Here is a 25,295-nt window from a genome sequence, read left to right on the forward strand (position 1 = left end):
GTCGTCGAACGCGCGTGACCGGCAACCGCACCCGTGCTACGCGGCCCGCACGACCGTACCCACGAAAAAACCGGCCCGAAGGCCGGTTTTTTCATACCGCATGCCGTGAGCGGCGCTCGCGCGCCGCGCGACATCAGAAGCGGTGGATCATGCCGACGCCGGCAGCGATCTGGTTCTGCTTCGAACCTGCGCCCACGCCGTCGCCGATCGACGTCGTCGCCGCAACGACGCCGAGCGTCGGGTTCCACGTGTTGCCGCTCGAGTGCTGGTAAGCCTCAAGCGCGTACAGACCCGTACGCTTGGACAGGCTGTAGTACTGCGACAGCGTGACCTGATGGTACTTGGCTGCGCTCGTGATGCCGTTCGACTGCGTTGCCGCCGTGTACGAGTAGCCTGCCGCGAAGTCCCACTGAGCCGACGCCTTCCAGTGCAGCACGGCGCCTGCCGTGTTGAAGATCGCGGTGTTGCGGAACGACGAACCGGTGCCCGGGGTGTACTTGACGTTCGAGTACGACGCCGAAATGTCCCATGCCGGCGTGAACTGATAGCCAGCCGTCACGGCAATGCGTTGCTGCGATTGCGCCGTCGCGTAGCCGTTGTTGATCGACGAGACAGCCGGTTGCGCGCCGTTGCCGCTGCTGTCGAGGCCGTTCTGGGTCGTCGAGTTCGCGCCCCACGCGCCGCCGCCGAGCGTCGAGTTGTTGATCTTCTGGTAGCCGACCGCGATGCCTGCCGGGCCGTTCAGGTACTGGATCGCCGCACTCCACGTCGAGCCGCGGTTCGTGCTGCCTGCAACGCCGCCGAACGAGTACGAACCGCCGACCGTGAAGCCGTAGAACTTCGGCGACATGTAGACGAGCGAGTTGTTCGCGCGGTAGCTGGTATCCAGCGAGTCGATATCGCCCGGGTGCGCGCCGTAGTAGCCGGTCAGCCAGGTCGTCGGGCTGTACGGCGACAGCAGCGTGTAGTACGCGGTGTACTGGCGGCCTGCCGTCAGCGTACCGTACGTCGGGTTGGTCATGCCGACCCATGCCTGACGCGTGAAGATGCCGCCCGACCATTGCGACGCGCCGTTATTCCCGTTGAAGCCGGCTTCCAGCTGGAAAATCGCCTTCGTGCCGCCGCCGAGGTCTTCGCTGCCCTTCAGGCCGAAGCGGCTGCCGGCCCAAATGCCGGTGGCCATCTGCACCTTCGAGTGACCGCCGGAGGTCGCGCCGGTTGCCGACGAGTTGTTCTGGTAAGCGATAGCGTTATCGACGATACCGTACAGGGTCACGCTGCTCTGGGCGTGGGCTGCGGTAGCGGCTGCGAGACCCACTGCCGTCATGGCGAAAGCGACGCGCTTTTTCATTGATTCTCCGTCCTCAAAGAATGATTTCTTTTCTGGTGTGGTTTTATGCACATGTGCGAGTACATGCCGGCGCAATTCTGACGGATTACCAATCGTTTCCCAATACGCACAGTCGGTCATCGTATGATCGACGCAACGCGCGGGTTCACCAAACAGTTACACAACACCTTGAAACGCTTATGCGGCGGGCCTCTCCGGCATTTGACGGTGAAAACCCTAGCTTTACATTTTGACGGGTGCCACGCGACCGTCCGATGTCGTCAGACGCCTTCCGGTGAAAACCATCTTACAAATGCGCAACTGCGGCTGACGCCGCGATTCACGCCGGCGGGCAGGATCGCTGACGTTCATGACACCCACATTTCGGAACGTGAAATCATGAAAACGTTTCAGCCGGCGCGGGAGATCGGGCGGGAGCGGCCCGGCGAACGCGGGCCGAAAGAGGATGCCGGCGCGGCGCGCCGGCGGCATTCAACGTGACGCGGATTGCGCGATCCGTGCGTCGACCGCATCGATCAGCGCGTTCATCCGCGCGCGGATCGCCGTGTTCGAACCGACGAGCGCGAGCGACGACGCCATGATCCGGTAGATCCGCTTTCTCGGCACCTTCGCCGGGCTGGCCGGATCGAGCCACGCATCGTGCGCGGCCAGCAGTTCGAGCGTTTCGAGGCCGATCATGATCGGCCACAGGCAGGCAAGCCGCAGCCGCACGAAGCGGCGCGGAATCGCGAGCGTATACAGGCACGCATCGCGATACTGCGCGAGCGTCACGCGCAGCAGGTCGAACAGCACGCCGCGCGCGCGCGCCGACGCGGCGGGCGACATCAGGCCGGCGACGCTCAACCCGTGCGCGGCCAGCACGTCGTCCGGCAGGTAGCAGCGGCCGATGCGCAAGTCCTTCGCGCAGTCGCGCAGGATGTTGGTCATCTGCAGCGCCTTGCCGAAACGGATGCCCTTCTCGCGCATGTCCGGCAAGTCCCAGCCGCGCGCGGCCTGCGTGTGCGCGCCGGTCATGTCGGTCCAGAATTCGCCGACGCAGCCGGCGACCAGATACGTGTAGCGGTCGAGCAGGTCGCGGGTGGGCAGCGACGCGACCTGCCCCGACTGCTCGTCGGGGAACGTGCGCAGATCGAACTCCATCCCCGACGTCAGCGTCGCGACGACCTTGCGGATCGAAGCGCTGTCCGCGGCCGGCTGCGCGCGCAGCAATCCGAGCATCGGCTGCATCGACCCGAGCAGCACGTGCTCGTGCGAATCCGTCTGCATCCGCGTCACGTCCTCGAGCGAGCGCGACAGCGCCACGCCGTCGCCGAGCCGCTCGACCTCGTCGCGCAACTCGGTGAGCAGCGCCGCGCGGCGATCGGGCGCGACGAGCGCCGTGTCGGCGATCGTGTCGGCCGCGCGCGCCAGCAGATAGGCCAGGCCGACCGGGTCGCGCATGCCGTCCGGCAGCACGCGCAGTGTCAGGTAGAAGGAGCGGGAAACGTTCTTCAGCAGGTCGCCGAGCAGGTAGGCGGGATCGGTATGAGTCGTCATGGATCGGTAAAAATCGGCCGGCGCGGGCCCCGAACGCCCGTGGGCGCCGGGCGCCCGCGCCGGCCCGCGAGTCGCCGCATCGTCGTGCGCGGGCGGAGGTCGGCCCGGCGCGGCGATGCAAAAGTCCCGCAAGTTTAGTGCATCCGGCCCGCCGCCTGCCCTGAGGCGGGCGGGAATGCGCCCGATTCGCCCGCCGTCGTCCGTCCATGCGATGCAGCACGCTGCGATGCGCTGCCGGATATGCGGCGACCGGGCGCGGCGAACGTCATGTCGCGCGCCGGTTGCCGCTCCGCACTCAGATCACGCCGAAGTGATGCGTGCCGTCCCGCTTCAACTGATCGACGAGCCCGTATTCCCAGTCGAGATACGCCTGCATCGCGGCCGCCGCGCTGTCGGTGCCTTCGTACGGGCGCCGGTAGCGGTCGACGCGCGGCGATGCCAGGCGCGTCTCGCCGTGTTCGAGCGGCAGCCCCGCGTCGATCCACGCGGCCGTGCCGCCCGTCAGCACCGCGATTTCAGCGGAAGCCGGCAGCAGCGCGCGCGCGTCGTCCGCCGCGAACCGCGCGAGCAGGCTCGAGCCGCACGTGAACACGTAGCGCTGCGCCGGCGGAATCGCGGCGAGCGCGTCGCGCAACTGCGCGCGCACGACGAACCATGCGCCGGGGATATGGCGCTTCACGTAGTTCGCGCTGGTCGTCACGTCGACGATCGCGATCTCGCCTTCGGCCCCCTCCTTCAGCCAGCCCGCGAGCGTCGCGGGCGACACCTCGGTGGCCCGCGGCGTCGCCGGCACGTCGCGCGGCGGCTGGCCGCGCTCGACGAACGCCGCCGTGCCGGCCGGTTCGACGACGCGCACGTCCCAGCCCATCTGCGCGAGCCACGATGCGCTCATGTCCGCGCGCACGCCGTCGTCGTCGGCAAGCACGATCCGCGCGCCGCGCACCGCCGCGTGGTGGTCGGTCTCCTGCACGAGCTGGCCGCCCGGCGTGCCGAGAAAGCCCGGCAGATGACCTGCCTCGTATTCCTCCGGCGTGCGCACGTCGAAGCGGTACAGCGTGCGGCCCGGCTCGTCGAGCGCGGCGACGTCCGCGAGCGCGATGCGCGGCACGCCGGCGCGTTCGGCCACCGCGCGCGCGGCGCGGCGGGCTTCGTCGCGCTGGGTGGCATCGATGTCGTCCGGAAAGCGTCGCGCGGCGCCGCGTTCGAGCGTCTGGCCGGCCAGCGTCCAGCCGATCGTGCCGTTGCGCAGCGCCGCGATCGAGTTCGGCAATCCCGCGTTGATCAGCGACTGCGTGCCGATGATGCTGCGCGTGCGGCCCGCGCAGTTCACCACGACCTGCGTCCGCGGGTCCGGCGCGAGCGCGCGCACGCGCAGCACCAGTTCCGCGCCCGGCACGCTCGTCGACGTCGGAATGTTCATCGTCTGGTATTCGTCGAAGCGGCGCGCATCGACGATCACGACGTCGGCCTTCGCGTCGATCAGCGCCTGCACTTCCTGCGCCGACAGCGACGGCGTGTGGCGCTCGGCCTCGACCCATTCGCCGAACGACTTGCTCGGCACGTTCACGTCGATGAACAGTTCGCCGCCCGCGGCGAGCCAGCCCGCGAGGCCGCCCTCGAGCACGCGCACGTCGGTATAGCCGAGCTGTACCAGCTTCGCGGCCGCGCGCGGCGCGAGATCCTCGCCGTCGGCTTCGCCGTAGACGACGATCGGCGTGTCGCGGCGCGGAATGCGCGTCCACGCGTCGAGTTCGAGCTTCGACAGTGGAAAGTTCGCGGCCCACAGCGGATGGCCCTGCGCGTACGGGTCTTCCTCGCGCACGTCGATCAGCGCGATCTCGTCGCGAGCCAGCAGGCGCGCGCGTACGTCCTGGTACGACGCGGCGAGAAAACGGAAAGTGGAATCAGCGGATTGCGTCACGATGTCTCTGTTGAATGCTGTTGAAGTCGGTGAAGAAAACGCACGAAAACGCACGAAAACGAACGAAAACGAACGAAAACGAACGAAAACGGATGAATCTTGCGGCTGCCGGCGCGCGCGTGCAACGGGCCGCTCACGCGCATCCGGCAGCACGCATGCGCGTCAGGCATTCGAATAGCCGGACACGAACGGCTTCACGGTGCCGTCGTCGAGGAACACCGCACGCTCGACCTTGCCGATGTTCGCACCGTACACATGGATGCTGATCGACACCTGGTCGGCGAACGCGTTGGTCACGCGATGCACGTCGCCGATGCGCGGCGACACGGCCTCGACCTCGCCGGGCCGGAGCCGCACCGCATCGCCCGCCGGCACCGGCTTGCCGGTCGCGTCGAACCGGTACGGCTGCGAAAACTCGCCGCCGCGCAGCATCCCGATCAGCCCCCACACCGTGTGGTTGTGGATCGGCGTCGTCTGGCCGGGCCCCCACACGAAGCTGACGACGGAGAACCGCTCGTCGGGATCGAGATGCAGCAGGTACTGGCGGTAGCGTTCAGGGTCCGGTTGCGCGAACGCGTCGGGCAGCCAGTCATCGTGCGCGACGAGCGCGCCGAGCAGCGCACCGCCCTCGTCGAGGATGCGCGCCTCGTTCGCGCCGGACGCGAGCAACGCGCCCAGCCCGTCGACGAACGGACGCAGCGGCGTCTGATGCAACGAAAGCGTACTCATCGGCTGCCTCCTCGAATATGATGCCGAATATGATGGATCGTCATGATGCACCTGAAAGACCATGCAGAACAAACATGAAAATTAGCGATATCGATGCTTTTGCAGCGGTCGTGCGCTGTCAGACCCTGAGCCAGGCCGCGGCCGAACTCGGCATGACGCAGCCCGCGATCACGCGGCGCGTGCAGAATCTCGAGGAAGCGCTCGGCGTGACGCTGCTCGACCGCAACACGAAGCCGCCGCGCCCGACCGACATCGGGCTGCAGGTGTTCGCGCAGTGCCGCACGATCCTGCGCGAAGTCGATGCGCTGCGCGAACTGACGGCCGGCCAGCGGCCGCCCGCCGGCGAGTTCCGCGTCGGCCTCACGCAGGGGCTCGGCGAGCTGATGCTGCCCGGCCTGATCGCGCAGCTCGCCGAGCCCTGGCCCGCGCTCGCGACGCAGGTCACGACCGCGTGGGGCGGCATGCTCGTCGAGCGCGTCGCGCGCCGCGAACTCGACGCGGCGCTGGTATTCCTCGCGCGCGAGATGGTGCTGCCGCCGCAGGTCGAAGGCGTTCGGCTGCTGGCCACGCGGCTCGTCGCGGTCGGCCGCAAGGGCGACTGGCCGCGCCGCAGCTACCGGCTCGCGGATTGCCATGCGCGCGGCTGGGTGCTCAATCCCGACGGCTGCGGCTTTCGTGCCGGCCTGCGCCGCGCGCTCGACGCGCAGGGGCTGCCGATGCCGGTCACGCTCGATACCTATGGCCGCGACCTGCAACTGCAGAGCGTCGCGAACGGGTTCGGCATCGGGCTGATGCCGCTGCCGCTCGTCGAAGGCAGCCCGCTGCGCGATGCGCTCGACATCGTGCCGCTCGCCGATTTCAAACCGCAGATCGACCTGTGGCTGCTGCACCGGCAGGACGCCGCGCGCTTCGCGGCGCCGCTCGCGGCCGTGGCCGCACATGCGCGCACGGCGTTCGCACTGCCCGCGGATGCGGCCGAACACGACGAAGCCGCCTGAGCCGAACCGGCGGTGCCGGCACGGCGTCGTCCGGGTTCCGCCGACTGCAACACCGCCCCGCTCACGCATCGTTTCGACCGGACGCAGGCGCGTGGCGGGACGACGCTTCGGCCTTAGCGTTCGTCGCTGCACGCCGCGCCGCCGCATCGAGCGCGGCGCGCCCCGCGGCAACCGCGATCGCATCATCCTGCGGCGTATGCACGCGGCTGCACAGCACGTCGCGATAGTGGCGTTCGAGCGGATTGTGGCGGCTCAGCCCGTGATTGCCCGACAGCTTCAACGCGTGCTCGACGACGCGGATCGCCTGTTCCGTCACGGTCCGCTTGACGAGTCCGCTCGTCGTCACCGACGGCGCGTCGCCCGCATCGGTGCGCGCGATGTGATCGTCGAGCAGCACGCGGTTCGCATGCAGCCAGCCTTCGATCTCGCCGACGGCTTCCTGCACGCGCGGCAGCGTCGCGAGCGGCGCACCGAGCCCGCTCGGCGCGCGGGTCGTCGCGAAATCGAGCAGCCAGTCGCGCGCCGCGCGCGCCACCGCGTCGTAAAGACTGCCGAGCAGCGCGACCATCCACGCCTGCTGGTCGGTCTGCGCGTCGGCATCCGCGTGACTCGCGGCCGACACGGCCCAGGCATCCGGCGCGCGCACGTCCACCGCATGATCGGCGGGGAGCGGCACGTCGTCGAACACCGCCTCGTGGCTGCCCGATGCGCGCAGGCCGAGGTGATCCCAGCTTTCGATCACGCGGATCCGCGCGTCGTCCGCGCCGCGCTCGCGCGGCACGAGGAACACGCCGACGCGCGGCTCGGGTTCGTCGGTGCGCGCCCACACGGCCAGCCAGCGCAGCGCCGGAATGCCGGTGCTGTACAGCTTGTGGCCGGACAACCGCCAGCCGTCGCCGTCGCGGCGCGCGATCGTTTCCGGCAAGCCGCCGCGCGATGGCGAGCCGAGCGCCGGCTCGACGCGCAATGCGTTGATCAGCGCGCCTTCGTCGACCGCGCTATCGAACACCGCCGCTCGCAGGCGCGCGGGCCAGCGGTTATCGGCCCGGCCGAGCGCGCGATGCTGCAGATACGTCATCGTCAGCACCAATGCGGTGGCGGGATCGGCACGCCCGACGGCAGCCACGATCCGGCTCGCCTGCGCGAGCGTCGCGCCGGCGCCGCCATGCTCGCGCGGCACGACCTGGGCGATCAGCCCGGCGCGATGCAGCCGCGCGAAGTTCTCGTGCGGGAAACGCCGTTCGGTGTCGTTGCGGGCCGCGTCCGCGGCGAGTTCGGACGAAAGACGTTCGAGCAGTGCGGCGACGCGCGCATCGTCGGCAGGCAGGTGGCGCAGCGACGACTGCTGCGAAGGTGGCGAGGAGGCAGCAAGGCTGGCGGACATCGGTACGGATTCCCTCGGTAACGGCGTAAGGCGTAATCGACTGGATTACGCAACGGCGGAGATCGACAGGCAGGTGGCGCGGCGGCGCTCGGCCGCGGGTTCTCTTCGACCCGGCGTCGCCGATGCCCCGGCGTTCGGAGGCGGATCGCGACGGACCGCGCACCTCGCGCGGCATGCCGATCCCGCGCCTACCCGCGCCGCGGCCTTCCGCGACACGCAGCCGCCACCCTCCCGATTCGATCGCGAACCCACAGCGTATGCGCAACGCGCAAGCGCCCAAACCATGCAAATCTGATATTCAAATCGGGATTGATTATTTCCATTTCGCATGATCGCGGCGGTAATCTGCGCTCCATTCCCGCCCCGGACAGCCGCCGCTGGCCGTGCCGGGCCGTCCCAGCACCGGAGACCCAGATGAGCGTCGAATTCATCGGCATGATCCAGAGCCAGAAGCAGTCGGAAATCCATCCGCCGTCCGGCCCTGTCGTCGACCCCGACTATGTCCGCACGTTCGCCCGCGCCCACGAAACGGCCGGTTTCGACCGGATCCTCGTTCCGCACCACTCGACCGGCCCGTCGGCCACGCTGACGATCGCGTTCGCGGCCGCCGCGACCGAGCGCATCCATTTCATGCTCGCGCATCGTCCGGGCTTCACCGCGCCGACGCTCGCCGCGCGGCAGATCGCGACGCTCGACCAGTTCAGCCGCGGCCGGCTCGCCGTGCACTTCATTTCCGGCGGCTCGGACAGCGAACAGCAGCGCGACGGCGATTTCCTCGATCACGACGCGCGCTATGCGCGCACCGACGAATATCTCGGCATCCTGCGGCGCATCTGGACCGAAACGAAGCCGTTCGATCACGACGGCGCGCATTACCGCTTCACGCAGGGCTTTTCGGACGTGAAGCCGTTCCAGCAACCGCACGTGCCGATCTACTTCGGCGGCGCGTCGGAAGCGGCGCTCGACGTGGCCGGCAAGCACGCGGACGTCTATGCGCTGTGGGGCGAATCGCTCGACCAGGTGCGCGACCTGACGACCCGCGTGCGCGCCGAAGCCGCGAAGCACGGCCGACAGGTGCGCTTCTCCGTGTCGTTCCGCCCGATTCTCGCGGCGACCGAAGACGAAGCGTGGGCGCGCGCGCATCGCATCCTCGACGAAACGCGCCGGCTGCGCGAAGCGGCCGGGCTCGGCGCGGGCGGCCCGCAGCAGAGCGAAGGCGCGCGCCGCCTGCTCGCCGCGGCCGATCGCGGCGCGCGCGTCGACAAGCGGCTGTGGACCGAGATCGCGAAGCTCACCGGCGCGCGCTCGAATTCGACCGCGCTGGTCGGCACGCCCGAACAGGTCGCCGATGCGCTGCTCGACTACTACGACCTCGGCGTGACGACGTTCCTGATCCGCGGCTTCGACCCGCTCGACGATGCGATCGACTTCGGCCGCGAGCTGATTCCGCGCGTGCGCAGCGCCGTCGCCGCACGCGACGCCGCGCGTCGCGCCGCCTGACGCAACCGGAGACGCCCGCCATGTCCGCCGTCCTGTCCTCTTCCCCGCCCGTGCGCACCGCGTCGGGCCTCGTGCTCGCCGACACGCCGCGCCAGCATTTCTGGTTCGAACCGTCCGCGCCGCGCGTCGACGTCGCCGCCGAGCGCCGCCATCGGCAGGAGCGGCTCGCGGCCGCATTCCGCCTGTTCGCACGCTTCGGCTTCGCATCGGGGCTCGCCGGCCACATCACCGCGCGCGATCCGGAATTGCCCGACCACTTCTGGGTGAATCCGCTCGGCGTGCATTTCTCGCAGATCAAGGTGTCGGACCTCCTGCTCGTCAATGCGCGCGGCGAAACCGCGATCGGCAACCGGCCGCTGAACAAGGCCGCGTTCGCGATCCATGCGGCGATCCACGACGCGCACCCGCACATCGTCGCGGCCGCGCACACGCATTCGACCTACGGCAAGGCGTGGTCGACGCTCGGCCGCACGCTCGACCCGCTGACGCAGGACGCATGCGTGTTCTACGAGGACCACGCGCTGTTCGACGACTTCACGGGGATGGTGGTCGATACGAGCGAAGGCGCGCGGATCGCCGACGCACTCGCAAAACCCGACGGCACGACGCACAAGGGCGCGATCCTGAAAAACCACGGCATCCTGACGGCCGGCCCGACCGTGGAAGCCGCCGCGTGGTGGTACATCGCGCTCGACAACGCCGCGCATACGCAGCTGCTCGCCGAAGCGGCCGGCACGCCGCAACCGATCGACCACGCCACCGCGCGGCACACGCATGGCCAGATCGGCGGCCCCGACGGCGCGCTGCATGCGTTCGACAGCCTGTTCGCGCGCGTCGTCGCCGACGAACCCGACCTGCTCGACTGACCACCCTCGCACGAAACCGGAACCGCAACCGGAGACCACACCATGACCGATACCCCCGCATCCGCGCCGCCCGGCGCGCACGACGACAAACGCCGCCGGCTGCTGCGCGCGGCTGGCGCGGCCGCGCTCGCCGCGCCGGCGATCACGCTCGGCCGCAAGGCGTGGTCCGCGCCGCCGCTGAAGAAGCTCACGTTCGCGTGGAACCAGAACGCGTTCTGCCTGACGCCGATCGTCGTCGCGCAAGAGAACGGCTTCTTCGAGAAGAACGGGCTGAAGGTCGAGCTGATCAACTACAGCGGGTCGACCGACCAGCTGCTCGAATCGATCGCAACCGGCAAGGCCGACGCGGCGGTCGGGATGATCCACCGCTGGCTCAAGCCGCTCGAAGCCGGTTTCGACGTGAAGATCATCGGCAGCTCGCACGGCGGCTGCGTGCGGCTGCTCGGTTCGAAGACGGCCGGCGTCACGACACTGCAGGCGCTGAAGGGCAAGACCGTCGGCGTCAGCGATCTCGCCGCGCCCGGCAAGCACTTCTTCTCGATCCTGCTCGCGAAGAACGGCATCGATCCCGAGCGCGACATCACGTGGCGGCAGTATCCGGCCGACCTGCTCGGCGTGGCGGTCGACAAGGGCGAGATCCAGGCGATCGCCGACGGCGACCCGAACCTCTATCTGCTCGAGAAACGCAGCAACGGCGCGTATGCGGAACTCGCGACGAACCTGTCCGGCGAATACGCGCGCAAGGTGTGCTGCGTGATCGGCGCGCGCGGCGACCTCGTGCGCAACGACCGGCCAGCCGCTGCCGCGCTCGCGCGCTCGATCGTGCAGGCCACCGAATACACGCACGACAACCCGAACGAAGCCGCGAAGGCGTTCGCGAAGTATTCGCCGAAGATCAACCCGGACGACCTGCGCAAGCTGTACGCGACGCTGACCTATACGCACCACCCGACCAACGTCGACCTGCAGCAGGAAATCGCGTTCTATGCGGACGATTTCCGCCGCATCAACGTGCTGAAGAAGAGTACGGACCCGCAGCGCTTCGCGCAGCAGGTCTATGCGAACGTGCTGGGGTGACGCGATGTCGACGATCGAACACGCCTCCACCACACGCTCCGCGTCGGCACCGGCCGGCGCCGCCACCGCTGCGCCGCCCCGTGCCGCGTGCACGGCCTGCGACGCGACGCTCGCGGCCGAAGCCCGCCGGGCGCGCACCTGGCCGACCGGCATCGTCGCGGCGCTCGCGTGGGCCGTGCTCGGCGCGCTCACGCGGCTGTGGCCGAACCGCGTCGTCGGCTTCACCGACTGGGCGTACACCGGCACGTTCGGCACCGCCGCGTGGGTGATCGCCGCGCTGCTGCTCGTCGCCGCGACGCTCGGCCATCGCGTGCCGGCCACGCGCGCACGGCTCGCCCGCGTGCGGCCGGCCGGCCCGTGGCTCGTCGCGCTGCCGCTCGTGCTCGCCGCGTGGGAAATCGTCACCGCGAAAACCGGCTGGCTGCCGACGCCGTTCTTCGCGCCGCCGCAGGCGCTGATCGAGGTGTACGTCGACGACTGGCCGCGCCTCGCCGGCAGCGCCGGCAATACGCTGAAGCTGCTCGCGCTCGGCTTTGCATATGGCGTCGCGGTCGGGTTCGCCGTCGGCGTGTCGATCGGCTGGTCGCGCCGCATCGGCTACTGGGTGCATCCGGTGCTGCGCGTGCTCGGCCCCGTGCCGGCCACCGCGCTGCTGCCGCTCACGTTCTACTTCTTCCCGACCAGCTATTCGGCCGCCGCGTTCCTGATCGCGCTGGCGACCGGCTTCCCGGTCGCGGTGCTGACGTGGTCGGGCGTCGCGAGCGTGAACCGGCAGTACTACGACGTCGCGCGCACGCTCGGTGCGAACGCGCGCTTCCTGGTGCTGCGCGTCGCGATTCCGGCCGCGCTGCCGCACGTGTTCGTCGGCATCTTCATGGGGCTGAGCGCGTCGTTCACGGTGCTGGTCGTCGCCGAGATGATGGGCGTCAAGTCGGGGCTCGGCTGGTACCTGAGCTGGGCGCAGGGCTGGGCATCGTACGTGAACATGTATGCGGCGCTGATCGTGATGGCGCTGCTGTTTTCCGGGTTGATCGCGCTGCTGTTCGCGGTGCGCGACCGTGTGCTCGCGTGGCAGAAAGGAACCGTCAAATGGTAAGCGCCGCCGTTCTCGAATCGTCCGTTTCAGCGTCGCCCGATGCGGCAGCGCCGCGCGGCGCGCGGATCGACATCCGTCACGTGAGCCACGCATTCGACGGCCCCGGCGGCCCGCTGCCGGTGCTCGACGACGTCACGCTGTCGGTCGCGGCCGGCGAATTCGTCGCGCTGCTCGGCCCGAGCGGCTGCGGGAAATCGACGCTGCTGCGGCTCGTCGCGGGCCTCGATGCCGCACGGCAAGGCACGATCGCGCAGGACGGCGCGCCGATCGAGCAGCCCGATCCGTCGCGCATCGTCGTGTTCCAGGATCCGACGCTGTACCCGTGGCGCCGCGTGCGCGCGAACGTCGCACTCGGCCTCGAAGCGCGCGGCGTGGCGCGCACCGCGCAGCATCGCGTCGACGATGCGCTCGCGCGCGTCGGGCTGCAGGAATTCTCGAACGTGTTTCCGCATCAGCTGTCGGGCGGGATGGCGCAGCGTGTCGCGCTCGCGCGTGCGCTCGTCAACGATCCGCGGCTGCTGATTCTCGACGAGCCGCTCGGCAAGCTGGATTCGCTGACGCGGCTCACGATGCAGGCCGAGCTGACCGCGCTGTGGCAACGCGACGGGTTCTCCGCGCTGCTCGTCACGCACGATGTCGAGGAAGCGCTGTTTCTCGCGCAACGCGTGATCGTGTTCGGGCCGCGTCCCGCACGGATCGTCGCGGAACTGCGCGTCGACCTGCCCTATCCGCGCCATCGCGGCGACTCGCGTCTTGCCGAACTGCGCCACGAAGCGCTGCGGCATCTCGGACTCGATGCGAGCTGGTAGATGCGCGGTGTCGTTCGCCGGCTGGCCGGTTCGCGGCGGCAAAGGCCGTGCCGATGAGCGCGCCGCCATTCGCCGACTGGGCGCTCGTCTTCCTGCAACTGCTGTATCGCGTGCAGACCGTGCTATCTCAGGCGCTGCATGCGGCCGGGCTGACCGGCGACGCCGACGGGCAAGCCGCGTGGCCGTGGGCGCACCGGATCGCGCTGGAAACGCTGCGCATCGACACGGGGCTCACGCGGCAGCTCGCGTTCGCCGTTGCGGCGACCGCGCTCGCCGTCGCGCTTGGGGGCGTCGCGATCGCGTCGCGCAGGTGGCGTGTGGCGTCGGCCATCGCCGCGCTGGCCGTCGCGTGGTTCGCGCCGTGGCCGCCGTCGTCGCTGTGGCTCGCACCCGCCGTGCCCACGAGCTTCCAGCGCAATCCCGCGCCCTTTTCCGTGGAACACGTGATGCACGGCGCACATCTGTATGCGCAACACTGCGCGGCCTGCCACGGCGCGGACGGCCGCGGCGAAGGACCGCTCGCGGCAACGCTCGCGCACTGGCCGCCGACCTTCGCCGGCACGCTGCTCGCGCGCCGGCTCGACGGCGAACTGTACTGGCGCGTGCGGCATGGCACGCACGACGGACACGGCGCGCCGTCGATGCCCGGCTTTGCCGCGACGCTCGACCCCGCCGACACCTGGGCCGTGCTCGATTACCTGAAAGCGCTGTCGGCCGGCAGCGGCGCGCAGGCCGAAGGTGCGTGGCCCGTGCCCGTCCCGCTGCCGGTGCTCGACGTGCGCTGCGGCAACGCCGCGCCGCAACCGCTCGACCGCTGGCGCGAAGGCCAGCGTGTGCGCATCGTCGCGCTCGCGCCGGGCGGCACGCCGCCGGCGGAAGACCCGCGCTGGCAGACGTTGCTCGTCACCGACGGCGCGACGCCCGCGCCATTGGCCGGCGGCTCGCGTGCGAGCTGCGTCGCGTCGACGCCCGGCGCATGGCAAGCGTTCGCGACGATCGCGGGCGTGGCGCCCGATACGCTAGGCGGCACGCAGTTGCTCGCCGACCGGCGCGGCTGGCTGCGCGCGCGTGCGTTGCCGGGCAGCGCGGGCTGGTCGGCCGACGACCTGCTGTGCCGCTCGGATGCGACCGCACGGCCGTCGACCGTCGCCACGAACGCCGATCCGCTGACTGCACTGCTGCTGCGCGTGGATGCCGAACCGGTGCGCGACGTGCAGGCCGGCCTTCCGCATTGAATCCCTGAACCGCTTCCGAATCATTTCCCTCACCGAACTTCACGATGAATCCGACCCGACGCCAGTTCCTCGCGCAAGCCAGCGCCCTCGCCACCGTCGCCCTGGCTCCGGCCGCCCTGCACGCGCAATCGGGCGCCCGGCCGCTGCTGCGCGCCGGCGACCAGAAAGGTGGACTGCGCGCGCTGCTCGAAGCGGCCGGCGAACTGAACGGTCTCGCCTACGACATCGCGTGGACCGAATTCCCGGCCGCCGCGCCGCTGGCCGAAGCGCTGAACGCGGCGGCCGTCGACTGCGGGCCGATCGGCGACGCGCCGGTGATCTTCGCGCTCGCATCCGGCGCACGCATCAAGGTAATCGGCGCGAACCGCTCCGACCCGTACGGCACCGCCGTGCTCGTGCGACCGGACGCAACGCTCAAAGGCGCGGCCGACCTCAAAGGCAAGCGCATCGGCACCACGCGCGGCTCGATCGGCCATTTCGTCACGCTGAAGGCGCTCGACGCGGCCGGGCTGCCGCCTGACGCGGTGTCGTTCCGCTTCCTGTCGCCGGCCGACACGATGCTTGCGCTCGCCACCGGATCGATCGACGCGTGGGCAACGTGGGAGCCGTACACCGCGCTCGCCGAAACGAGCGGCCGCGCGCGCGTGCTGGTCAACGGCCGCGGGCTGTGGTCGGGCCTCAGCTATGTCGCGGCAACCGACGCGGCGATCGCGTCGAAGCGCGACGTGCTGCGCGATTTCGTGCAACGCGTCGTGCGCGCGCAGGTGTGGTCGTACCGGCACGTCGACGCGTATTCCGCTGCGCTTGCCCGCATCATCGGCATTCCGCCGGCCGCCGCGAAGCTGCAGTTCGAGCGCCGCAACACGCGCTGGCAGGCGATCGACGCGACGGTGATCGCCGAGCAGCAGCGCACGGCAGACTTCTACCTGAAGGCCGGGCTGCTGCGCCAGCCGCTCGACGTGCGCGCGACGTTCGACCTCGGTTTTCCGCTGGCGTGAGCGGCCGCGCGGCGGTGCGCAACCGCCCGAACGGCTTTCGCCCGATCTGGCACAATCGCGATTCGACCCACCTCGCCTGTCCGCCAGCGTCATGCCAGCCATCTCCGAACTCTTCGTCTATCCGATCAAATCCTGCGCCGGCATCGCGCTGTCGCGCTCGCAGCTGCTCGAAACGGGCCTCGCCTACGATCGCCACTGGCTGATCACGACCCCGGACGGGATGATGATCACGCAACGCACGCACCCGCGCCTCGCGCTGATCCGCACCGCGCTCGAAAGCGATGCGCTGGTGCTGAACGCGCCGGGCATGCCGGAGATCCGCACGCCGCTCGACGGCGATGCGACGCCCGCGACGCCGAAGATGGCCGCGACCGTCTGGCGCGACACCGTCGACGCGATCGACACCGGCGCCGAAACGGCCGCGTGGCTCACCGAATTCCTCGGCGTGCCGCTGAAGCTCGCGCGCTTCGGCGCCGACGCACGCCGCGGCTGCAACCGCAAATGGACCGGCGACATCGATACGCACACGCAGTTCGCGGACGGCTATCCGCTGCTCGTGATCGGCCAGTCGTCGCTCGACGACCTGAACGCGAAGCTCGCCGCGAAAGGCGCGCCGGCGATTCCGATGAACCGTTTCCGTCCGAACATCGTCGTGTCGGATCTCGATGCATACGAAGAGGATTTCGTCGAACATCTCGACGCCGACGGCGCGACGCCCGTGCGGCTGCGCCTCGTGAAGCTGTGCACGCGCTGCCCGATGCCGACGATCGACCAGGCAACCGGCGCACCGAACCCGGCGTGGCCGCACGAGCCGACCGACACGATGCAGACCTATCGCGCGAACCCGAACTACGAAGACGCGCTGACGTTCGGCATCAACGCGATCGTCGTCGAAGGCGCGGGCGCATGGCTCGAGGTCGGGCAGGCAGTCGAGGCGGAGATCGGCTTCGGCGATTGAGCGGCGCTCATGGAACCGTATCGCCGTCGCCCGAATAGCCGGTAGACCGGTCGAACCTCGCGCCGACGATCACGTCCCGTTCCCCGCCCGCTCGCTGCGGCACGCGCGGCCGCAATGCGCGCCCCGTCGTAGCCGCTGAACGGATCGCCGAGGTCGACGCGCGCATCGGCGCGCGCGCCGGGCCGTCCGTCACGCGCCCTCCTGCGGCACACGCCCGTCGGCTTGCGCCAGCGGCAGCAAGATCGTCACGACCAGCCCGCCGCCCATCGCATCCGCCAGCGTCACGCTGCCCTGATGCACGCGCGCGATCTCCCGCACGATCGACAGCCCGAGGCCCGTGCCTTCGACCGTCTGCGTCTTGCTGCCTCGATGGAAGCGCTCGAACACCGCGTCGCGCTCGCCGGCCGGAATACCCGGCCCGTTGTCGATCACGTCGAGCCGCGCGTGCTCGCCGTCGCGCGACACACGCACCGTGATCACCGCGCGATCGCCCGAGTAGCGGATCGCGTTGTCGATCAGGTTGCCGATCATTTCACCGAGCAGGTCCGGCTGCCCGAGCACGTCGACATCGGCCTCGTGCTCGAACCCGAGATCGATGTCGCGCGCGCGGGCAACCGGCGACCAGTCGAGCGTCACGCTGCGTGCGAGCCGGTGCAGCGCGAGCCGCTGGTGCGCGACGGCCTGGCCGCTGTCCGACTCGAGCCGCGACAGCGACAGCAACTGCTGGACGATCTTCGCGGCCTGCCGCACCGCGCCGTTCACGCGCCGCAGATGCACGTTCACGCGCGGCTGCTCGTCGGGCCGCAACGCCAACTCGACGCCGGCCTGCACGGCCGCGAGCGGCGTTTTCAGCTGATGGGCCGCATCGGCGAAGAAACGCCGGCGCGCGACCTGCATCCGCTGCGTGCGGCCGATGTACTGGTTGATCGACTCGACGAGCGGCGCGAGCTCGCTCGGCATGCCGCCGGTGTCGAGCGGCGTCGGATCGGCGTCGCTGCGCGCGGCGACCGTCGCCGACAGCCGGTTCAGCGGCCGCAACCCGCGCCCGACGCCGAGCCACACGATCCCGAGCGCGAGCACGACGAGCAGCCCCTCCTGCAGCAGCGAGCCCATCAGGATCTCGCGCGCGAGCGCCTGGCGCGCCTCGATCGTCTCGCCGACCATCACCCAGACGATGCGCGTCTGCGCGGTCGGCACGTCGTGCACCGGCACGCGCAGCGCGGCCATGCGCAACTGCTCTCCGCGATAGACGACGTCGTAGTAGCGCGTCGCGAACAGCGCGCCGTCGCCCTGCGGCAGCGGCAGGTCCGGATAGCCGGTGATCGTGCGGCCGTTGTCTTCGCGGATCAGGTAGTAGATCTTGCCGCCGTCGCCCGACTCGAACATCTCGAGCGCGAGATACGGCAGGTCGACCTCGATCTCGCCCTCGTTGAGCCGCACGCCTTCGCGAATCGACTTCAGCGACGACGACAGCGTGCGGTCGAACGCGACGTGCGCGGCGCTCATCGCGCGCTGGTACGTGAGCCACGAGTCGAGCGCGAGCAGCCCGAGCAGCGGCAGCAGCAGCCACAGCGCGACCTGCGTGCGCAGGTTCGGACGACGCATCATGCGTGCCGCCGGGCCGCAGCGGCGACGGGCCGAGCGCGGGCGCGGAGGTGGTTCATTCCGCCGCCTTCGCTTCGAGCAGATACCCGAGCCCGCGCAGCGTGACGATCGCGATGCCGGTGTTCTCGAGCTTCTTGCGCAGCCGGTACACGTAGATCTCGATCGCATCCGCGTTGACCGACTCGTCGAGCCCGAAGATCTTTTCCGACAGCGTTTCCTTGTTGATCGCGCGGCCGTTGCGCAGGATCAGCACCTCCAGCACCGAGCGCTCGCGCGGCGTGAGCGACAAGGGTTCGCCGGCGAGGCGGAAACTGCGATCGACGCTGTCGTACGACAGCGTCCCGCATTCGACCTGCGAATGCTCGTGGCCGAGGCTGCGCCGGATCAGCGCGCGGGCGCGCGCCTCCAGCTCGGTCAATTCGAACGGTTTCGCGAGATAATCGTCGGCCCCGAGGTCGAGCCCCTTCACGCGGTCCTCGACCGAGCCGTGCGCGGTGAGGATCAGCACCGGCACCGGATTGCGGCGCGCGCGCAGCCGCCGCAGCACCTCGAGCCCGTCGAGCTTCGGCAGCCCGAGATCGAGGATCACCAGCGCGTAATCCTGCGTGCGCAGCACGTGATCCGCCGCCTCCCCGTCCGCCATGTGATCGACCGCGAAACGCGCGGCGCTCAGCGCGTCGTTCAGCGATTGCGCCAGGTTCGGGTTGTCTTCGACGAGCAGCACACGCATGGGAACCTCGGGAAATCCATGACTCAAAGGCCGCTATTGTGAACCGAAATGAAAGCGGGCTGAAAGTGCGTCGCAATTAACATCCGCAGCACTCGAACAACACACAGGTAACTGGAGGAAGACATGCCGTTTGCACCGAAGCACCTCGCCGCCGCGCTGGCGATCGTCCTGGGCACCGCCGCCGGTGGCGCCGCCGCGCAGGTTCCGGCCGGGTATCCGGGTAACTACCAGGGTGTGGTCGACGCCGCGAAGAAGGAAGGCAAGCTGATCGTCTACTCGACGACCGACACGGGCCTCGTCCGCCCGCTGATCAAGGACTTCGAAAGCCTGTACGGCGTGAAGGTCGAGTACAACGACATGAACAGCACCGAGCTGTACAACCGCTACATCAGCGAGAACGCGGCGAGCAGCACCAGCGCCGACGTGCTGTGGAGCTCGGCGATGGACCTGCAGGTCAAGCTCGTCAACGACGGGCTGATGGCGTCGTACGATTCGCCCGAAAGCCCGAACGTGCCGCAATGGGCGCAGTACCAGAAGCAGGCGTACGGCACGACGTTCGAGCCGCTCGCGATCGTCTACAACAAGCGCCTGATCCCCGAGAACGAAGTGCCGAAAACCCGCGCCGATCTCATCAAGCTGCTCGCCACGCAGGCCGACAAGTTCAAGGGCAAGGTCACGACCTACGACATCGAGAAGTCGGGCGTCGGCTTCAACTACCTGACGCAGGACGCGCACGTGAACGAGAAGGTCACGTGGGAGCTCGTGAAGGCGATCGGCGCGACCGGCCCGAAGCTGCAGTCGAGCACCGGCGCGATGATGGAGCGGATCTCGTCGGGCGAGAACCTGATCGGCTACAACATCATCGGCTCGTATGCCTATGCGAAGGCGAAGAAGGACAAGTCGATCGGCTACGTGTTTCCGAAGGACTACACGCAGGTCGTGAGCCGCCTCGCGACGATCTCGAAGAAGGCGAAGAACCCGAACGCCGCGAAGCTGTGGGTCGACTACCTGCTGTCGAAGCGCGGCCAGACGCTGATCGCGAACCAGGCGAACCTGTACGCGATCCGCACGGACGTGAGCGGCGAAACGTCGGCCGCGAGCCTCACGAAGGAACTCGGCGACTCGCTGAAGCCGATCCAGATCGGCACCGGCCTGCTCGTCTATCTCGACCAGTCGAAGCGCCTCGCGTTCCTGAAGCAATGGCAGCAGGCGATCAAGCGCTGACCGGTTGACCGGCTTCGGCCGGCCACGCGCCGCCGCCGCACTTCGCGCGCGGCGGCCTCTTCCCCTTACCGACTTCCTAGAGGCGGCCATCCGGATGGCCGCAGGGGTGAACTCATGCTTTCAACCAGCACACGGGCAACGGCGCCGGCCGCACCGCCCTCCACCGGCCACGGCGGCGCGATCCCCGCGCTGCCGGCCAACAGCCTGCAGCCGCTCGCCGGCATGCTGCGCTGGATCGTCGTCGCGGTGCTCACCATCGCGGTCGCGCTGCCGCTCGGCTTCATCCTGTTCCAGAGCTTCCTGTCCGCGCCGTTCTTCGACGCGAACAAGACGCTCGGCATCGAAGGCTTCCGCTTCATCTTCACCGACCCCGACTTCTGGTCGGCCGTGAAGAACTCGTTCATCATCGCCGGCGGGATGCTGTTCATCTCGATCCCGCTCGGCGGCATTCTCGCGTTCCTGATGGTGCGCACCGACCTGCCCGGCCGCCGCTGGCTCGAACCGCTGCTGCTCACGCCCGTGTTCGTGTCGCCGATGGTGCTCGCGTTCGGCTACGTGGTCGCGGCCGGCCCGGTCGGCTTCTACTCGGTGTGGTTCAAGGAACTGTTCGGGGTGCAGAACGTGCCCTGGAACGTGTATTCGATTTTCGCGATCACGGTGATCGTCGGCCTCACGCACGTGCCGCACGTGTATCTGTATTCGTCGGCCGCGCTGCGCAACCTCGGCTCGGACGTCGAGGAAGCCGCGCGCGTGACGGGCGCCCGCCCGTTCCGCGTCGCGCTCGACGTGAGCCTGCCGATGACGATGCCCGCGCTGCTGTTCGCCGGCGTGCTCGTGTTCTTCCTCGGCTTCGAGGTGTTCGGGCTGCCGCTCGTGCTCGGCGATCCGGAAGGCCACCTCGTGCTCGCGACCTACCTGTACAAGCTGACCAACAAGCTCGGCGTGCCGTCGTATCACCTGATGGCCGCGGTCGCGGTGTGCATCGTCGCGATCACGTTCCCGCTCGTGCTGCTGCAGCGCCGCCTGCTGAAGACGGCCAACCGCTTCGTCACCGTCAAGGGCAAGGCCGGCCGCGCGACGGTGCTGCCGCTCGGCGTCTGGCGCTGGGTCGCGCTCGCGATCGTCGCACTGTGGCTGATGCTGACCGTGATCGTGCCGATCTCCGGCATCGTGCTGCGCGCGTTCGTGACCAACTGGGGCGAAGGCGTCGCGCTCGCCGAAGTGCTGACGCTGTCGAACTTCACCGAGCTGTTCGAGCAGGACAACCTGGTGCGCGCGATCGTCAACACGCTCGGCATCGGCGTGATCGGCGGCGCGCTCGCGGTCGGCTTCTACTCGCTCGTCGCGTTCGCCGGCCACCGCCGCCACGACTGGGCGACCAAGCTGCTCGACTACCTCGTGCTGCTGCCGCGCGCGGTGCCGGGCCTGCTCGCCGGTCTCGCGTTCCTGTGGATCTTCCTGTTCGTCCCCGGCCTGCGCGAGCTGAAGAACTCGATGTGGAGCATCTGGATCGCGTACACGGTCGTGTGGCTCGCATACGGGATGCGGCTCATCCAGAGCGCGCTGCTGCAGGTCGGCCCCGAGCTCGAGGAAGCCGGCCGCAGCGTCGGCGCGACGCGCAGCCGCGTGTCGCTCGACGTCACGCTGCCGCTCGTGCGGTTCGGCCTGCTCGCCGCGTGGCTGCTGATCTTCATGATCTTCGAGCGCGAATACTCGACCGCCGTCTATCTGCTGTCGCCCGGCACCGAAGTGATCGGCGCGCTGCTCGTGTCGCTGTGGGCGACCGGCGCCGTCGACCAGGTCGCCGCGCTCTCTGTCATCAACATCGCGATGGTCGGCGCCGGTCTCGGCGTGGCCCTGCGTTTCGGAGTGAAACTTCATGGATAAGCTCATCGTCGACGACCTGCACCTCAGCTACGGCGCCAACCCGATCCTCAAGGGCGTGTCGTTCGAACTGAAGGCCGGCGAAGTCGTGTGCCTGCTCGGCGCGTCGGGCAGCGGCAAGACCACGCTGCTGCGCGCGGTGGCCGGCCTCGAACAGCCGTCTGACGGGCGCATCCAGCTCGACGAGCGCGTGTTCTTCGACGGCGCGCAGCGCGTCGACCTGCCCGTCGAACAGCGCTCGCTCGGCCTCGTGTTCCAGTCGTACGCGCTGTGGCCGCACCGCACCGTCGCCGACAACGTCGGTTACGGACTCAAGCTGCGCCGCGTCGCGCCGGCCGAACAGAAGCGCCGCGTGCAGACCGCGCTCGACCAGCTCGGCCTCGGCCATCTCGCCGAACGCTTTCCGCACCAGTTGTCGGGCGGCCAGCAGCAGCGCGTCGCGATCGCGCGCGCGCTCGTCTACAACCCGCCGGTGATCCTGCTCGACGAGCCGCTGTCGAACCTCGATGCGAAGCTGCGCGAGGAAGCGCGTGCGTGGCTGCGCGAGCTGATCGTGTCGCTCGGGCTGTCGGCGCTCTGCGTGACGCACGACCAGACCGAAGCGATGGCGATGTCCGATCGCATCCTGCTGCTGCGCAACGGCCGCATCGAACAGGAAGGCACGCCGGCCGAGCTGTACGGCGCGCCGCGCTCGCTGTACACCGCCGAATTCATGGGCAGCAACAACCGGATCGACGCGCGCGTCGCAGCCGTCGCCGGCGAGCGCGTGACCCTCGCCGGCGACGGCTGGGAGCTGCAGGCGCTCGCCCGCGACACCTTTGCGCCGGGCCAGGACGCGCAGGCCGTGATCCGTCTCGAGCGCGTGCAGGTCGCCGACGGCCCGGGCGCGAACCGGCTGCAGGCCGATCTCGTCACGTCGATGTATCTCGGCGACCGCTGGGAATACCTGTTCCATTGCGGCGAGATGCGCCTGCGCGCATTCGGCCACGTGCCGCGCGCGGCCGGCAAGCACTGGATCGAATTCCCGGCCAACGACTGCTGGGCGTTCGCGAAAGCGGGCTGACCCCGGCGCGGTGGCGCGCGCGCCGCCGCGCATGCATTCCAGCGCGCATCCCGTCCCGACACACGCGATCGGCGGACGCTTCCCTGCGTCCGCCGCGGACGGCTGCGCGCGGCGTACCCGTTTTACCCCGACCCACAAGAAACCAAGGAGACACCGTCAATGAAGTCACGCGCAGAACGTTCCCTTCGCACCGCCGTCCTGACCGGCTCGGCCGTCGCCGCCGGCCTCGCGGCAAGCGCCGCGCATGCGCAGTCGTCGGTCACGCTGTACGGGATCATGGATGCCGGCATCGAATACGCGAATCACGCGGCGCCCGACGGCGGCAATTCGTTCAAGCTGAAATCCGGCAACAAGAACACGTCGCGCTGGGGCCTGCGCGGCGTCGAGGATCTCGGCGGCGGGCTGAAGGCCGTGTTCCGCCTCGAAAGCGGGATCGACCTCGCGAACGGCACGTTCGACGACGGCGCCGATTCGATCTTCGCGCGCCGCGCGACGGTCGGCCTGAAAGGCAAATGGGGCGAGCTGTCGCTCGGCCGCAACTTCACCGTCACCTACGACTACATGCTGCCGTTCGACCCGATGGGTTATGCGCAGAACTACTCGTGGGCGACGTCGTCGATGGCGACCGGCGGCCGCAAGGACGGCCTCTTCACGCGCTCGTCGAACGCCGTGCGCTACGACGGCGAATTCGGCGGCTTCAAGTTCGGCGCGCTGTACGGCTTCGGCAACGTGCCCGGCAGCGTGAAGACCAGCTCGAAGTACGACTTCGCGCTCGGCTACGAGACGGGCCCGTTCGCCGCGGTCGTCACGTTCGACCGGCAGAACGGCGCGGCCGACAGCGTCACGCCGGCCGATACCGTCAACACTATCCAGGGCATCCATGCGGGCCTGAGCTACGACTTCGGCAACCTGAAGACAATGGCCGGCTATCGCAACTATCGGCGCACGTATCACACGAGCGCGGCGAATCAGTTGAGCGACATGTATTGGCTGGGCGGGTCGTACCGGTTCACGCCGACGTTCTCGCTGATCGCGGCCGTCTATCACCAGAACATCAAGGGCGGCAGCGATGCGGACCCGACGCTGGTGTCGGTGCGCGCGCAATATGCGTTGTCGAAGCGCACGGTGCTGTATGCGGCCGGCGCGTTCGCGATCGCGCAGCATGGGGAGAAGGTCGGCGTGTCGCGCGACTTTGACGGATACGGGACGACGCAGGTCGGCGTGACGGCCGGGATTCAGCAGCGGTTCTGAGTTTGACGCAACGGGCGGCGACGTGCGATTGCCGCCCTTCCGCCCTCCGCCGGCGGGCGGGGCGGCGCGGTCGAGGGCCGGTGAACGTTCACCACGCTCCCCCGCCGCGCATCGTAAACACCGGCCGCACCTGACTGTCTGCATCCGCCCAGTGCTCGTCGACAGCCGACAGCGGCACCGCACGCGTGTCGATCGCGAGGCCCGCCGCGTCGGCCGCGCCGAACACGCCGCGCACGGCGACCAGCAACCGCGGCAGCGACACGCTGCCGAGGCCGCTGCCCATCAGTTCGATCGCCGTCGCACGCAGGACGGCGCCCGGCAGCAGCACGTCCGCGCCGCCGATCGATCCGATCTGCACGAAACGCAACCGGCGGCCGGCGGGCGTCGCCTTTGCCGCGGCAATCAGCAACGCCTGTGCGCTGGCGCCCCACAGATAGTCGAGCACGACGTCGACGCCCGCACGAAAATGCGGTTCGAGCGCACGCGCCAGATGCGCGTCGTCCTGCCGCAGCGAAACGACCGCATCCGCGCCCGCGTGCTGCAATGCCTCCAGGGCGCCCGCATTGCGGCCTGTCGCGACGACCTTCGCGGCGCCGAGGTGCTTCGCGATCCGCACGGCGAGCCGTCCCGACGCGCCCGTCGCGCCGTTGACCAGCACCGTCTCGCCGGGAGCCAGGCGCGCACGCTCGGTCAGCGCCGCCCACGATGACATCGCGGGAATCGCGATCGCCGCGGCCGTGACGTCGTCGAGCGCGTCCGGCAGCGGCACGCAATGCGCGTCGGGTGCGATCGTACGCTCGGCCATCGCGCCGAACGGTGCGGGCGGGCCGAAAAAATAGACGCGTTGGCCGTCGCCGCGGCGGCCGACACCGTCGACACCCACGACGAACGGATAACGCCCGCCCGACGAATAATGGGTGCCCGACGCACGCGCCTGTGCGAGCCGGCTCAGCGCGGATGCCGTCACGTCGATCAGGCAATGATCCGGCATCGCGCGCGGCGATTCGAATTCCATATGGACGGGACGCTCGCCGGCCCCCTTCACGACTGCAGCTTTCATGGTGGCTCCTTCGACTCGGA

Annotated in this window: 22 protein-coding genes; 14 read left to right on the forward strand and 8 right to left on the reverse strand. The window is 69.3% G+C overall.

All coding sequences use genetic code 11. From position 1 onward, the window contains the following. Positions 1-133: 133 nt before the first annotated feature. Positions 134-1,351 carry a porin gene (locus BME24068_RS11770; protein ID WP_096498866.1) on the reverse strand — a complete coding sequence of 406 codons (1,218 nt, stop codon included), beginning with the start codon at positions 1,349-1,351 and terminating at the stop codon, positions 134-136. A gap of 123 nt (positions 1,352-1,474) precedes the next feature. On the opposite strand from BME24068_RS11770, the gene BME24068_RS11775 reads away from it, so the two are divergent. Then, positions 1,475-1,831 (forward strand): hypothetical protein, encoded by a 357-nt coding sequence (locus tag BME24068_RS11775; RefSeq protein ID WP_174926155.1) that lies wholly within the window; start codon positions 1,475-1,477, stop codon positions 1,829-1,831. On the opposite strand, the gene BME24068_RS11780 is transcribed toward BME24068_RS11775, so the two are convergent. The 3 genes from BME24068_RS11780 to BME24068_RS11790 form a co-directional block, all read right to left on the reverse strand. Continuing rightward, positions 1,823-2,887: a phytoene/squalene synthase family protein gene (locus tag BME24068_RS11780; protein WP_174926156.1), complete on the reverse strand. Its 1,065-nt coding sequence runs from the start codon at positions 2,885-2,887 to the stop codon at positions 1,823-1,825. The genes BME24068_RS11775 and BME24068_RS11780 overlap by 9 nt on opposite strands. Before the next feature lie 295 nt (positions 2,888-3,182). Next, complete coding sequence (locus BME24068_RS11785) at positions 3,183-4,808, reverse strand: rhodanese-related sulfurtransferase (protein ID WP_174926157.1); 1,626 nt, start codon at positions 4,806-4,808, stop codon at positions 3,183-3,185. A gap of 162 nt (positions 4,809-4,970) precedes the next feature. Next, the gene (locus BME24068_RS11790) at positions 4,971-5,537 is read right to left on the reverse strand and encodes a cysteine dioxygenase family protein (RefSeq protein WP_174926158.1); all 567 of its coding nucleotides are present in this window, start codon (positions 5,535-5,537) and stop codon (positions 4,971-4,973) included. Between the two features lie 74 nt (positions 5,538-5,611). Between BME24068_RS11790 and BME24068_RS11795 the strand changes: the two genes are divergently transcribed. Further along, positions 5,612-6,535, forward strand: coding sequence for a LysR family transcriptional regulator (locus BME24068_RS11795; RefSeq protein WP_096498874.1), 924 nt, complete (start codon positions 5,612-5,614; stop codon positions 6,533-6,535). A gap of 61 nt (positions 6,536-6,596) precedes the next feature. Here the strand turns inward: BME24068_RS11795 and BME24068_RS11800 are convergent, their stop codons facing one another. Continuing rightward, positions 6,597-7,919 carry an acyl-CoA dehydrogenase family protein gene (locus tag BME24068_RS11800; protein ID WP_096498876.1) on the reverse strand — a complete coding sequence of 441 codons (1,323 nt, stop codon included), beginning with the start codon at positions 7,917-7,919 and terminating at the stop codon, positions 6,597-6,599. Positions 7,920-8,333: 414 nt separating this feature from the next. Between BME24068_RS11800 and BME24068_RS11805 the strand changes: the two genes are divergently transcribed. From BME24068_RS11805 to BME24068_RS11840, 8 genes are all read left to right on the forward strand, one after another. Continuing rightward, positions 8,334-9,419 carry an LLM class flavin-dependent oxidoreductase gene (locus BME24068_RS11805; protein ID WP_174926159.1) on the forward strand — a complete coding sequence of 362 codons (1,086 nt, stop codon included), beginning with the start codon at positions 8,334-8,336 and terminating at the stop codon, positions 9,417-9,419. A gap of 20 nt (positions 9,420-9,439) precedes the next feature. Next, entirely contained in the window at positions 9,440-10,285 is an 846-nt protein-coding gene (locus tag BME24068_RS11810; RefSeq protein WP_174926160.1) for a class II aldolase/adducin family protein, read from the forward strand. 42 nt (positions 10,286-10,327) lie between these two features. After that, positions 10,328-11,362 carry an ABC transporter substrate-binding protein gene (locus BME24068_RS11815; protein WP_174926161.1) on the forward strand — a complete coding sequence of 345 codons (1,035 nt, stop codon included), beginning with the start codon at positions 10,328-10,330 and terminating at the stop codon, positions 11,360-11,362. A 4-nt stretch (positions 11,363-11,366) separates the two neighbouring features. Continuing rightward, the gene (locus BME24068_RS11820) at positions 11,367-12,458 is read left to right on the forward strand and encodes an ABC transporter permease (protein WP_174926162.1); all 1,092 of its coding nucleotides are present in this window, start codon (positions 11,367-11,369) and stop codon (positions 12,456-12,458) included. Continuing rightward, entirely contained in the window at positions 12,452-13,267 is an 816-nt protein-coding gene (locus BME24068_RS11825) for an ABC transporter ATP-binding protein (protein ID WP_174926163.1), read from the forward strand. The genes BME24068_RS11820 and BME24068_RS11825 overlap by 7 nt, the downstream gene beginning before the upstream one ends. 53 nt (positions 13,268-13,320) lie before the next feature. Then, positions 13,321-14,502: a c-type cytochrome gene (locus BME24068_RS11830; protein WP_096498889.1), complete on the forward strand. Its 1,182-nt coding sequence runs from the start codon at positions 13,321-13,323 to the stop codon at positions 14,500-14,502. Positions 14,503-14,546: 44 nt separating this feature from the next. After that, entirely contained in the window at positions 14,547-15,500 is a 954-nt protein-coding gene (locus BME24068_RS11835; RefSeq protein ID WP_174926164.1) for an ABC transporter substrate-binding protein, read from the forward strand. A gap of 91 nt (positions 15,501-15,591) precedes the next feature. Then, positions 15,592-16,458, forward strand: a complete 867-nt coding sequence (locus BME24068_RS11840) for an MOSC domain-containing protein (protein WP_096498893.1) — start codon at positions 15,592-15,594, stop codon at positions 16,456-16,458. Positions 16,459-16,647: 189 nt separating this feature from the next. On the opposite strand, the gene BME24068_RS11845 is transcribed toward BME24068_RS11840, so the two are convergent. Both BME24068_RS11845 and BME24068_RS11850 read right to left on the reverse strand, forming a co-directional pair. Then, positions 16,648-18,063: a sensor histidine kinase gene (locus tag BME24068_RS11845; protein ID WP_174926222.1), complete on the reverse strand. Its 1,416-nt coding sequence runs from the start codon at positions 18,061-18,063 to the stop codon at positions 16,648-16,650. A 55-nt stretch (positions 18,064-18,118) separates the two neighbouring features. After that, on the reverse strand, positions 18,119-18,793 hold the full coding sequence (locus BME24068_RS11850; RefSeq protein WP_096498895.1) for a response regulator: 675 nt from the start codon (positions 18,791-18,793) through the stop codon (positions 18,119-18,121). A 123-nt stretch (positions 18,794-18,916) separates the two neighbouring features. Here BME24068_RS11850 and BME24068_RS11855 point away from each other — a divergent pair, with 123 nt between their 5' ends. The 4 genes from BME24068_RS11855 to BME24068_RS11870 all read left to right on the forward strand — a co-directional run bounded on the left by BME24068_RS11855 (position 18,917) and on the right by BME24068_RS11870 (position 24,215). Next, positions 18,917-20,017, forward strand: a complete 1,101-nt coding sequence (locus BME24068_RS11855) for an ABC transporter substrate-binding protein (protein ID WP_096498897.1) — start codon at positions 18,917-18,919, stop codon at positions 20,015-20,017. A gap of 114 nt (positions 20,018-20,131) precedes the next feature. Further along, complete coding sequence (locus tag BME24068_RS11860; protein WP_096498899.1) at positions 20,132-21,904, forward strand: ABC transporter permease; 1,773 nt, start codon at positions 20,132-20,134, stop codon at positions 21,902-21,904. After that, entirely contained in the window at positions 21,897-22,964 is a 1,068-nt protein-coding gene (locus tag BME24068_RS11865; RefSeq protein ID WP_174926165.1) for an ABC transporter ATP-binding protein, read from the forward strand. The genes BME24068_RS11860 and BME24068_RS11865 overlap by 8 nt, the downstream gene beginning before the upstream one ends. Positions 22,965-23,123: 159 nt before the next feature. Continuing rightward, positions 23,124-24,215, forward strand: coding sequence for a porin (locus tag BME24068_RS11870; RefSeq protein WP_174926166.1), 1,092 nt, complete (start codon positions 23,124-23,126; stop codon positions 24,213-24,215). 88 nt (positions 24,216-24,303) lie between these two features. Here BME24068_RS11870 and BME24068_RS11875 read toward each other — a convergent pair whose 3' ends face one another. After that, positions 24,304-25,275 carry a quinone oxidoreductase family protein gene (locus BME24068_RS11875; protein ID WP_174926167.1) on the reverse strand — a complete coding sequence of 324 codons (972 nt, stop codon included), beginning with the start codon at positions 25,273-25,275 and terminating at the stop codon, positions 24,304-24,306. Between the last annotated feature and the right edge of the window lie 20 nt (positions 25,276-25,295).

It is taken from the genome of Burkholderia anthina (assembly GCF_902498995.1).
GTDB classification, from domain to species: Bacteria; Pseudomonadota; Gammaproteobacteria; order Burkholderiales; family Burkholderiaceae; genus Burkholderia; species Burkholderia anthina.

What these genes read in the sequence shown, in the direction of transcription:
- BME24068_RS11775 (WP_174926155.1), top strand. Translation starts at nt 1,475, where the DNA reads ATGATCGACGCAACGCGCGGGTTCACCAAACAGTTACACAACACCTTG.
- BME24068_RS11830 (WP_096498889.1), top strand. Translation starts at nt 13,321, where the DNA reads ATGAGCGCGCCGCCATTCGCCGACTGGGCGCTCGTCTTCCTGCAACTG.
- BME24068_RS11860 (WP_096498899.1), top strand. Translation starts at nt 20,132, where the DNA reads ATGCTTTCAACCAGCACACGGGCAACGGCGCCGGCCGCACCGCCCTCC.
- BME24068_RS11840 (WP_096498893.1), top strand. Translation starts at nt 15,592, where the DNA reads ATGCCAGCCATCTCCGAACTCTTCGTCTATCCGATCAAATCCTGCGCC.
- BME24068_RS11820 (WP_174926162.1), top strand. Translation starts at nt 11,367, where the DNA reads ATGTCGACGATCGAACACGCCTCCACCACACGCTCCGCGTCGGCACCG.
- BME24068_RS11865 (WP_174926165.1), top strand. Translation starts at nt 21,897, where the DNA reads ATGGATAAGCTCATCGTCGACGACCTGCACCTCAGCTACGGCGCCAAC.
- BME24068_RS11800 (WP_096498876.1), bottom strand. Translation starts at nt 7,919, where the DNA reads ATGTCCGCCAGCCTTGCTGCCTCCTCGCCACCTTCGCAGCAGTCGTCG.
- BME24068_RS11870 (WP_174926166.1), top strand. Translation starts at nt 23,124, where the DNA reads ATGAAGTCACGCGCAGAACGTTCCCTTCGCACCGCCGTCCTGACCGGC.
- BME24068_RS11805 (WP_174926159.1), top strand. Translation starts at nt 8,334, where the DNA reads ATGAGCGTCGAATTCATCGGCATGATCCAGAGCCAGAAGCAGTCGGAA.
- BME24068_RS11850 (WP_096498895.1), bottom strand. Translation starts at nt 18,793, where the DNA reads ATGCGTGTGCTGCTCGTCGAAGACAACCCGAACCTGGCGCAATCGCTG.
- BME24068_RS11825 (WP_174926163.1), top strand. Translation starts at nt 12,452, where the DNA reads ATGGTAAGCGCCGCCGTTCTCGAATCGTCCGTTTCAGCGTCGCCCGAT.
- BME24068_RS11875 (WP_174926167.1), bottom strand. Translation starts at nt 25,275, where the DNA reads ATGAAAGCTGCAGTCGTGAAGGGGGCCGGCGAGCGTCCCGTCCATATG.
- BME24068_RS11855 (WP_096498897.1), top strand. Translation starts at nt 18,917, where the DNA reads ATGCCGTTTGCACCGAAGCACCTCGCCGCCGCGCTGGCGATCGTCCTG.
- BME24068_RS11815 (WP_174926161.1), top strand. Translation starts at nt 10,328, where the DNA reads ATGACCGATACCCCCGCATCCGCGCCGCCCGGCGCGCACGACGACAAA.
- BME24068_RS11790 (WP_174926158.1), bottom strand. Translation starts at nt 5,537, where the DNA reads ATGAGTACGCTTTCGTTGCATCAGACGCCGCTGCGTCCGTTCGTCGAC.
- BME24068_RS11780 (WP_174926156.1), bottom strand. Translation starts at nt 2,887, where the DNA reads ATGACGACTCATACCGATCCCGCCTACCTGCTCGGCGACCTGCTGAAG.
- BME24068_RS11770 (WP_096498866.1), bottom strand. Translation starts at nt 1,351, where the DNA reads ATGAAAAAGCGCGTCGCTTTCGCCATGACGGCAGTGGGTCTCGCAGCC.
- BME24068_RS11795 (WP_096498874.1), top strand. Translation starts at nt 5,612, where the DNA reads ATGAAAATTAGCGATATCGATGCTTTTGCAGCGGTCGTGCGCTGTCAG.
- BME24068_RS11845 (WP_174926222.1), bottom strand. Translation starts at nt 18,063, where the DNA reads ATGCGTCGTCCGAACCTGCGCACGCAGGTCGCGCTGTGGCTGCTGCTG.
- BME24068_RS11810 (WP_174926160.1), top strand. Translation starts at nt 9,440, where the DNA reads ATGTCCGCCGTCCTGTCCTCTTCCCCGCCCGTGCGCACCGCGTCGGGC.
- BME24068_RS11835 (WP_174926164.1), top strand. Translation starts at nt 14,547, where the DNA reads ATGAATCCGACCCGACGCCAGTTCCTCGCGCAAGCCAGCGCCCTCGCC.